Origin of the sequence: Pseudomonas sp. NPDC086278 (assembly GCF_050280905.1) — a bacterium.
GTDB lineage: Bacteria > Pseudomonadota > Gammaproteobacteria > Pseudomonadales > Pseudomonadaceae > Aquipseudomonas.
In genome coordinates this window covers 1-8,392 of record NZ_JBNNWE010000150.1, presented here as the reverse complement: position 1 = coordinate 8,392, position 8,392 = coordinate 1, and the positions used below count along the sequence as shown (strand labels likewise).

Sequence of the window (8,392 nt, the reverse complement as noted above, 5' to 3'; positions counted from 1 at the left end):
CAGATTCTGCGGGTTTTGCATGTGTCGGCTCCTAGGCAATGCTGCGCAGTTTAGCCTAGGCAACTGGCCGGGCGTGCTAAACTCGCCGCCGTTTTACCTAATCGCTGCATTCTTGATACGGAACACCCATGGCCAAACGCCAACTCAATCGTCGTCAAAACTGGCGCATCGAAAAGATTCAGGGCGAGCGCGCTGCCCGCGCCGCCAAACGCGAGTCCTCGGCTGTCGAGGCACTTGAAGGTGGCGACCTGGGCCCGGAGCAGACGGGCCTGGTGATCGCGCACTTCGGTGTGCAGGTCGAAGTCGAAGCGCTCGATGGCGATTTGGCCGGCCAAGTGTTCCGTTGTCACTTGCGCGCCAACCTGCCGGCGCTGGTGACCGGCGATCAGGTGGTCTGGCGTGCCGGCAACCAGGGCATCGGTGTGATCGTGGCGCAACTGCCGCGTAAAACCGAACTCTGCCGCCCGGACAGCCGTGGCCAGCTCAAGCCTGTGGCGGCCAACGTCGACATGATCGTCATTGTCTTCGCGCCGCTGCCCGAGCCCCACGCCAACCTGATCGACCGTTATCTGGTGGCTGCCGAGCACGCCGGAATCCGGCCGCTGCTGCTGCTCAACAAATTCGACCTGATCGACGAGCAGAACGCCCCGGCGCTGAATGCCTTGCTCGCGGTGTACCGCACGCTGGGTTACCCGGTGCTGGAAGTGTCCGCGCACCACGGCAACGGCATGGAGCAATTGCAAGAACAGCTCGACGGGCGCATTAGCGTGTTCGTCGGCCAGTCCGGCGTCGGCAAGTCGTCGCTGGTCAACAGTCTGCTGCCGGAAGTCGAAGCCCGTGTCGGCCCGCTGTCCGAGCTGTCCGGCCAGGGCACTCACACCACGACGACCGCGCGGCTGTTCCACTTTCCCGGTGGCGGCGAGTTGATCGACTCCCCGGGCATTCGTGAATTCGGCCTGGGCCACGTCAGCCGCGCCGACGTCGAAGCCGGTTTCATCGAGTTCAACGACCTGATCGGCACCTGCCGCTTCCGCGATTGCAAACACGACCGTGAGCCGGGTTGCGCCTTGCTCAAAGCCCTCGAAGAGGGGCGCGTACAGCAACAGCGAATGAACAGCTACCGCTCGATCATCGCCAGCCTGCCCGAAACCAGCTACTAAACAGACGCGCCCTCGCCCCGACATCGACGGGGCGAGGGCGCGTTCGTTGCGTCCTGCAAAACACCCCGCCGCTTAAACGTCAGACGCTTCTGTCAGGCCTTTGCGCGCGCCGTTGAAGGACCTTTCTCTTTCACCGCGCAGGCCTTGTTGCCGCCTATCAAGTGCATACATTCAAACCCTCTTCGCATTCGGCGATACCGAGGGACACCATGCAAACCTATCATTTGTTCATCAGCCATTCGTGGAACTACCCCCACGCCCACGACAATCTGCTGCGTCTGCTGAACGCGCAGCCAGGCTTCACCTTCAAGAATTTTTCGGTCCCGCCGGACAACCCGATTGTCGGCGCGAAAACCGACAAGCAACTGGAAGAGGCCATCGAAAACAAGATCCGCCCCTGCTCGGCGGTGCTGATCATGGCCGGCATGTATTCCACCTACAGCAAGTGGATCAACAAGGAAATCGAGATCGCCAGGCGCATGGGCAAGGTGATCATTGCAATCAAGCCGTTCGGGGCCGAACGCATTTCAGCGGTGGTGCGTCGCGCGGCACACGCCGAATGTGCGTGGAGCACCACCAGCATCGTCAGCGCCATTCGCCTGCACACGGCGGTGTAATCATGCGCAAAGGACTGTTTATCGGCATCAACCATTACACCTACGTGTCGCCACTGAGCGGCTGCAACGCCGACGCGATGGCCATGGCCTCGGTGCTCGAGCGCCACGCCAGCGGGCGTCCCAATTTCAGCAGCAAAGTCCTGACGTCCTCGGAGGACCACCTCACCCACGCGATGCTCAAGCAACAGATCCAGAGCCTGTTCTCCGGTGATTGCGACGTCGCGCTGCTGTACTTCGCCGGCCACGGCCAGTTTGATACCAGCATCGACGAAGGCCTGCTGATTCCCCAGGATTTCGGCCAAGGCGTCGACGGCATTCGCATCAGCGATATCTTGAAATGGGCGGACGAAGCCACGCACATCAGAAACAAAATCATCATCCTCGACTGCTGCCAGGCCGGTGCAGCGGCCGCCATGCGCGGTTTGCGAGGCGGCGCCAGCGTAATCAGCGAGGGCATGACCATCCTCACGGCCTGCAAAAAAGACCAGGTCGCCCTCGAAGGTCGCGGCCACGGCGTGTTTACCGATCTGTTGCTGCAGGCCTTGCACGGCGGCGCCGCGAACGTGCTGGGCAAGGTCACGCCCGGCAGCGTGTATTCGTTCGTCGACAATGCGCTGGGCGCCTGGGAACAACGGCCGGTGTTCAAGACCAACGTTTCGCAATTTGTACCTTTGCGCGAAGTCGCGCCGCTGATCGCCGAAGAAACCCTGCGCAAACTCAAGGACTGGTTCCCGGACCCAAGCTACGTGTTCCCGCTGGACCCCAGCTACGAACCGACCGAAGCCACGTTCGACCAAGACAACGGCGACGTCTTCAAGCAGTTGCAAAAGTGCAATCGCCACAGCCTGATCGAACCGGTCGACGCCGATCACATGTACTACGCCGCCCTGCATTCCACTGGCTGCCGCCTGACGGCCCTCGGCGCTTATTACCGTGACCTCGCACTCAAAGGACATTTCTGATGCCCGTATTTATCAGCTACCGCCACACCGATCGCGAACGCGCGATGAGCATCAACATCCGCCTGCAACAGGCCAACATCAAAACCTACCTCGACGTGCTGGACAGCGAGTCCCAGCAAACCGACGACATCACCGCCGTCATCACCCGCAACATCACCGACTGCACGCACCTGCTGGCAGTGGTCTCGCAGGAGACGGCGCAATCGTGGTGGGTGCCCTTCGAAATCGGCGAAGCGACCATCAGCAACCGGCGGATCTGTTCCTACAAGATCGGCCCCAGCGCCTTGCCGCTGTACCTCGATAAATGGCCGAAACTGAGCAGCGAAGCCGACCTCAACTTCTTCATCGATGCCTACCGCGAAGAAACACTGTCGAGTCGTTCAATGGGTCTGGAGTCATTCAGTGAGTCGATTCGCAGCGTGTACAAGCGCGATGCGGATCTGTTTCACGACAAGCTCAAAAGCCGCATCAGGCGCGGCTTCTGACGGGCGTAAAAAAGCCGCGTTGATCGCGGCTTTCTGGTCTTCAGAGTGCGGTTTTTTCCAGCTTCCAACCTAAGGCATCCAATGCATCACAGCCGTCTTGGATCAACACGTGGGCAGCATTGGCGAAATGCTCCAGATCGTGACCTTCAGCGTCTTTAACGCACAGGCAAGTGACGCTATTAAGCAGATTGCGTGCAGCTTTGATTCGGTGGGTGGCGGTTTCAAGAAGGTCGGACGCTTTGGCTTCAGTGTCGATGAACAGTGTCAGGCCGACGCTGAAATTGCCTTGGAGCGGATGGTACTTGGACATGGGGTAATTCTCATCTGATTAGAGAAACTCCCACCCCTTCGCGGCTAAACGAAATGGGTGGTAGCTGTACGCGGGTTAGCCGACCGGACAGATGAACCCGGCACACCCGAAAGTGTCCCACGCACAGCCACCATAGACATGCAGATGTCAGGTAGCAAAAAGCGCCGCGATTATACGGGCGCTTGTGCATCATCTGTTACGACCGGCTAAAGTCGATCACCGATTCGTCGGTGACGGACGAACTATGCGAGGTTCCGGCGAAGTAAACCCCGGTTTATGGGTCTCGGAGCCGTCCTACACCATTCTCCGAACGGTCCTCATTTCTTGATTTTTATCGCCGCAGGCTCAGTCCGATTGTGGGTATAGATCAACTCGCCTTCGATGCGCCAACATCTCGCTCGTGCTCAAGATCAACAAGGCGTGTGGTGGGGCCATTGGCTTTCAGGCGTTCAGTGACAACTTTCGGCCACAGGTTGCGGGAGCGGCGTTTGGCCAGGTTGTAAGTCAACTCTTGAATGCGAAACCATGGGTAAAAGAGAAAGGTAAGAACAAGCATGACTACATCGCTACCGCTCAAATAGTTCTTGCCACCACTTTCCGCTCTTCTCTTTTTTATGTCGGTGAAGGTGTCCTTGAACCACCCGCTCATGTTCGGCTGCACTGCCAGTTGGCTTTTTACGAACGCATCTGACTCACTGTGATTTCCCTGCTCGTCGAAATATGGGCCGTTGTTCATGTAAGAGCGGATGTATTCCCAAAAGCCTTTCTGCATCGCCAATGATTTGCCGAAAGGAGGGCCGAGGCTGACCATCAGTGCAGTTTCTGGTTTTTCAAACTGCCACATGCGTATTTCCAGTGAGGCGCTTTGCATGCCACCAATGTGGGTTCCAACTAGCTGATATTCATTAGCCACGGCGGTTATGCCATCCCACGGAGTGTGGAGCAGTTCACCTTCGTGTTCGAAATACACTTCGCGGGTGCGTCGGTTGAACAGGATGGGCAACGGTAACGGTCGAAGGGTTTCCCATAAAAAAGGAACAAGGAAAAATGCTGCTGACATGATCAGGCCCATCGGAACGCTTTCCCACTTTCCATTGATCATTAACAGAGAAGCCATCCCTAGCCCACCCAAGCCTATCCACCCGCCAAGCCCCGCAAATTGACCCCGATCCGAATCTCCGCCTGCCTGCAAAGCCAAATAGTGTTCAGAGTGCTCATCAGTAATGAACAACTCCGCTGGCTGTTCACCAGTGGGCTTATCCGCTTCCAGCAGCACAGTAGGGATAGCGCTGTATCGCGGGTGTTCCAGCGTTTTCATATCCATGCCCAGTCCTTGATTTCTACCGCCGGAAGCGTCAGTCCTTCACGTGGCGAATAGATCAATTCACCCTCGATGCTCCACAAATCCCGCACGCCGTCCTCATGGTAGACGCGTCGATATGGGGTTATGCCGGTTTGTACAGTAATCCGACTGCCGCTATGCCGATCAAAGTTTTCACCTGTCCATTCGACTTTTTTGACCCGTTCGGAATGATATCCGAGTGTATCGCGCCAGATTTCATGCCCCTTAAAGTGGATCATCCCATCCGTCATCTGAATGTTTTCCCCCGGCAGGTTCAGCATCAGATAGGTCGAGGTGACTTGCCCTTGATAAGGGTGCAACTCTCTCAGTCGGAAGACTTCAAAACTGACAGGAAACAGAATGGGATATAGACGCTCCATTGACTGGGTGTAGTTAGTTGACCAGGCATTATCCGGACGGATACCGAAATGACTGTTTTTTACCCATTTTTCCAGCGGAGAGTCAGTCGTATAGAGCCGGGCGATGACCCCGCCCACAATCGCCACCGCGAGCCCCAAAAGCTTGACGCCCAAGTGAGGCACGACATCCAACCCTTTAGAAATAGCCGCCGCATCCCCTGCTATCACAGCCGCTCGCGCAATGCGCAGTGCCCGGAAGGCTTGAGCCTGCAGCCTAATGCTCGCCACCGATGCCCCGATTAGCACCAGATTAACGGAGAAGGTATCGAAGTCACCTGCCTGGAATGCCTCAAAGGCTTCGAAACCGTAGACCACCACATCAAAGCAAAGGAAAGCTGACTGTGCCAAAGCAGCACCTGCGGCCATTCCCATTACTCGAACTAACGCGAGCCTTGCTGGAATAGAACTTTTGCCGTTCTGGCTAACAACAGAAGCCCAGTTAACCTCTGCCACCCGCTGAGCAACTGCCGCGCCTGCTGCTCCAACTCCAGCCAAAGCGCCGAAAGCACCAACCCATTTTTTGGTTGTTCCGCTATCTACTAACTCATCCATTGACCAATAAAAATTCAACCCCGCCATCAACGTCACCAAAACCTTGATCGGCGCTTTGTCCCAAGCCGCTTTCAGATCCAGCACGCTACTCAAATCCACACCCGCCGCCAGATTCACCGGCAACGGTGGCAATTTGGTGCTGGCCGGCACCAGACGCATGAACGGCACGCTCTGCCCCACAGCCCCGACCAGAGGTGCGACGCTCAAATGAGCAGGCGCCGCAGTGCGTGTACCCATCAAGTCGCTGTACCACTCGCCCAGCTGACGCGAGGTAACGTCCAGCGCCTGGATGCGCTGTTCGCTACGAGCCAGAGCCGCCGCCATGTACAAACTCCCGGCGGTGCTGGCCGGATTTTGTGCCTGATGCAGTTGCAATCCAGCCACCGGAGCGATGGCCAGAAACAAGGCCTCAATGCTCGAGGCCGGTTTATGTTGTTTCAGTTTGTCGGCAGTCTTATTCAGTGCATCGGCATACCCGAATGCGCTGGCAAGCTTGCTAGCACCTTCCTGCAACGCCGTCGTGTTGTCGTTGAACGCATCACCCAGATCGACCAGGTATTTGATTTCGCCTTTGCCAAGCCGTGCGGGTAACCCGAGCAACGCCCAAAGCAGCCAAGGTTTACCCGACGCGTTGCCGTCCAGATTCAGGGTAATGGCCTGAGCGCCGATGCTGGTACTGGCCGGCCCCAGGCAAGCCGCAGCGAAATGCAACTCCAGTGCCTCACGCGCCATCGACTGGGTAATGTCGAAATGACCACAAGCCGTGTCCATGCTCGACGGGCCAGTCAATTGCAGAGTGTTGAACCACGCCACCCAGAGTTGGGCCAGACGCCGCATATCAACGACATATCGGTCGTTCTGGATTTCTTGATCTTTCCACGCTCGCTGGAGTTCGTCATAGCGGGTGATGGACGGCAACTGTGCGCTCAATTGGCGGTCGCCTTCGCTCAGTGACTTGATGACACCGGCCATCGCCCACGTTTCAGCGTGATGCTCCTGGTAACTGTCTAATGCCTCTTTTCGCACACGCATCAATGCAGCAAAGTCGAGCAGCACGCCCCATGCATCATCAATGACGGCGTAACTCTGCTGTTCGCAGCGCCCCATCTGTTTGAGCACTGTCAACCAGTCGGGGGCATGCTCCGTTTCGGGCTCCCCGCTCCAACCATAGCTCGTCGCATCGTTGTATTCGCCAATCTGCTTGACGACGGTGTCGACTTGACCACTGAACGGAGCAACGCCCGGCACAAAACTGCGCATGATGCGCTGCCGGACGACGGGATCTTTTCTGGCAGCCTGGTATTGCGCCTCACTCCAGCGAACGGGCGACCAGACCAATCCGGCAGGGTCGCCCGCTCTCAACACCAAATGAGGTTTGACTCGGGTGTCGATCACCTTGCCCGCTCGCGGGGTTTGGGTGAGCTGAGCTTTTTCGACCTGATACTCCACCAACTTGGATGGACTGCTCTCCCAGACATAGAGCCAACCGTCGCGCAATAAACGCGAGGTGTAATTGAGCGCATGCCCGGTCAAGTCAGGATGACGAGGCCCCAACTCGGGAAATGAGCCGCTCAACGCCGGCAAGTCGTAGGCATCCGTATCGACAGCGACGGTTGGGCCGAGAGCGTATCGCAGGGGCAAAACGGCAACGAACAACGGACAGCTTCCAACGCGGATTTTATTCTGGGCGCTCATGGGTTTTTCTCCGGGTTGGCGGGAAGGCTCAGTGCATGCAGAAGCGGATCAGGCAGGGTGATTTGCGCGGCCAGACCTTTATTGGCCGGCGCTGAATCGAATTCCGGCGCTTCGTTTTCCCAAGCACACACTGGCGCGTTGTCATGGCGCAGCCAGACGCTTTCCACACCAAACCAAAAGCCTGCTGGCCATTGCGCTCCGGCCAAACAGGCACGTCGCAGAACGGAGCCATCCGCCAGGCGCAGCCACAGCTCTCGCTGGTATTCATCAAATATGCGCAACCGACGCTGCAGGATCGGTAGCCATTGTTGGGCGCTCTGTGGAGAAGTCAGCCAAACACCGTGCTGCAAGTCAGTGCCACCCCACCATGCGGCATAGGCTGCGCTGCCAAGCGAGGCATTCAGCAGAAATGGCCCCGCTGCACTAATCGGCTCGTAGGCGGTCCCCTTGAAAAGCGATTGAGGAGCGTCGGCGCCGTAGTGCTCATGAAGCCAATCGATAGCGTCCTCATACTGGACACCGTCAATCAGGAGCAGGCCTTTGTTCGGGGTGATCGGGGTCATGCTTCAGCCCTCTCTGTTACCTGATGTTCCTGGGCGGCATCGCATACCGGACAAATGCCGGATTCGGCCTCACGAAAGACGATGTTCTGTTTGAGCAGGGCTTCCATCGGGAGGGTTTCGATAACCACTGCCTCGGCAGCGTGGGGAACTACTGACAGTGCCGTCTGCCCGGGCAGACCCGCGATCGGCGAACCACCCTCGACAATCGCCACGCTGCTGAAAATCCCGCTGGCGTTGATCACGATGTGCTGACCGCCACACTCAAGCGTCAAGCTCGAATCGCCCTT

General features: G+C 57.7%; 8 protein-coding genes and 1 pseudogene. 4 read left to right on the top strand and 5 right to left on the bottom strand.

Annotation, left to right across the window (positions count from 1 at the left end; genetic code table 11):
* Positions 1 to 128: 128 nt before the first annotated feature.
* The 4 genes from rsgA (at position 129) to ACQKP4_RS27560 (ending at position 3,224) form a co-directional block, all read left to right on the top strand.
* Positions 129 to 1,160: a small ribosomal subunit biogenesis GTPase RsgA gene (gene rsgA, locus ACQKP4_RS27575; RefSeq protein WP_008153263.1), complete on the top strand. Its 1,032-nt coding sequence runs from the start codon at positions 129 to 131 to the stop codon at positions 1,158 to 1,160.
* A gap of 209 nt (positions 1,161 to 1,369) precedes the next feature.
* Positions 1,370 to 1,777, top strand: a complete 408-nt coding sequence (locus tag ACQKP4_RS27570) for a TIR domain-containing protein (RefSeq protein WP_427637176.1) — start codon at positions 1,370 to 1,372, stop codon at positions 1,775 to 1,777.
* A 2-nt stretch (positions 1,778 to 1,779) separates the two neighbouring features.
* On the top strand, positions 1,780 to 2,739 hold the full coding sequence (locus tag ACQKP4_RS27565) for a caspase family protein (protein WP_427637174.1): 960 nt from the start codon (positions 1,780 to 1,782) through the stop codon (positions 2,737 to 2,739).
* The gene (locus tag ACQKP4_RS27560; RefSeq protein WP_427637172.1) at positions 2,739 to 3,224 is read left to right on the top strand and encodes a toll/interleukin-1 receptor domain-containing protein; all 486 of its coding nucleotides are present in this window, start codon (positions 2,739 to 2,741) and stop codon (positions 3,222 to 3,224) included. The genes ACQKP4_RS27565 and ACQKP4_RS27560 overlap by 1 nt, the downstream gene beginning before the upstream one ends.
* A gap of 40 nt (positions 3,225 to 3,264) precedes the next feature.
* Here the strand turns inward: ACQKP4_RS27560 and ACQKP4_RS27555 are convergent, their stop codons facing one another.
* The 5 genes and pseudogenes from ACQKP4_RS27555 to ACQKP4_RS27535 form a co-directional block, all read right to left on the bottom strand.
* Positions 3,265 to 3,534: a hypothetical protein gene (locus tag ACQKP4_RS27555; protein ID WP_427637171.1), complete on the bottom strand. Its 270-nt coding sequence runs from the start codon at positions 3,532 to 3,534 to the stop codon at positions 3,265 to 3,267.
* Between the two features lie 367 nt (positions 3,535 to 3,901).
* The gene (locus ACQKP4_RS27550) at positions 3,902 to 4,858 is read right to left on the bottom strand and encodes a hypothetical protein (protein ID WP_427637169.1); all 957 of its coding nucleotides are present in this window, start codon (positions 4,856 to 4,858) and stop codon (positions 3,902 to 3,904) included.
* Positions 4,849 to 7,542, bottom strand: coding sequence for a toxin VasX (locus tag ACQKP4_RS27545; RefSeq protein ID WP_427637167.1), 2,694 nt, complete (start codon positions 7,540 to 7,542; stop codon positions 4,849 to 4,851). Before ACQKP4_RS27545 ends, ACQKP4_RS27550 begins: the two co-directional genes overlap by 10 nt.
* Positions 7,539 to 8,105 (bottom strand): DUF4123 domain-containing protein, encoded by a 567-nt coding sequence (locus ACQKP4_RS27540; protein WP_427637166.1) that lies wholly within the window; start codon positions 8,103 to 8,105, stop codon positions 7,539 to 7,541. Before ACQKP4_RS27540 ends, ACQKP4_RS27545 begins: the two co-directional genes overlap by 4 nt.
* Positions 8,102 to 8,392: pseudogene (locus tag ACQKP4_RS27535) on the bottom strand (hypothetical protein); the annotation flags it as partial. The pseudogene ACQKP4_RS27535 and the gene ACQKP4_RS27540, both read right to left, overlap by 4 nt.

Excerpts from the sequence above, each read along its gene's own strand:
- rsgA (WP_008153263.1), top strand. The coding sequence starts at position 129 with ATGGCCAAACGCCAACTCAATCGTCGTCAAAACTGGCGCATCGAAAAG.
- ACQKP4_RS27570 (WP_427637176.1), top strand. The coding sequence starts at position 1,370 with ATGCAAACCTATCATTTGTTCATCAGCCATTCGTGGAACTACCCCCAC.
- ACQKP4_RS27565 (WP_427637174.1), top strand. The coding sequence starts at position 1,780 with ATGCGCAAAGGACTGTTTATCGGCATCAACCATTACACCTACGTGTCG.
- ACQKP4_RS27560 (WP_427637172.1), top strand. The coding sequence starts at position 2,739 with ATGCCCGTATTTATCAGCTACCGCCACACCGATCGCGAACGCGCGATG.
- ACQKP4_RS27555 (WP_427637171.1), bottom strand. The coding sequence starts at position 3,534 with ATGTCCAAGTACCATCCGCTCCAAGGCAATTTCAGCGTCGGCCTGACA.
- ACQKP4_RS27550 (WP_427637169.1), bottom strand. The coding sequence starts at position 4,858 with ATGGATATGAAAACGCTGGAACACCCGCGATACAGCGCTATCCCTACT.
- ACQKP4_RS27545 (WP_427637167.1), bottom strand. The coding sequence starts at position 7,542 with ATGAGCGCCCAGAATAAAATCCGCGTTGGAAGCTGTCCGTTGTTCGTT.
- ACQKP4_RS27540 (WP_427637166.1), bottom strand. The coding sequence starts at position 8,105 with ATGACCCCGATCACCCCGAACAAAGGCCTGCTCCTGATTGACGGTGTC.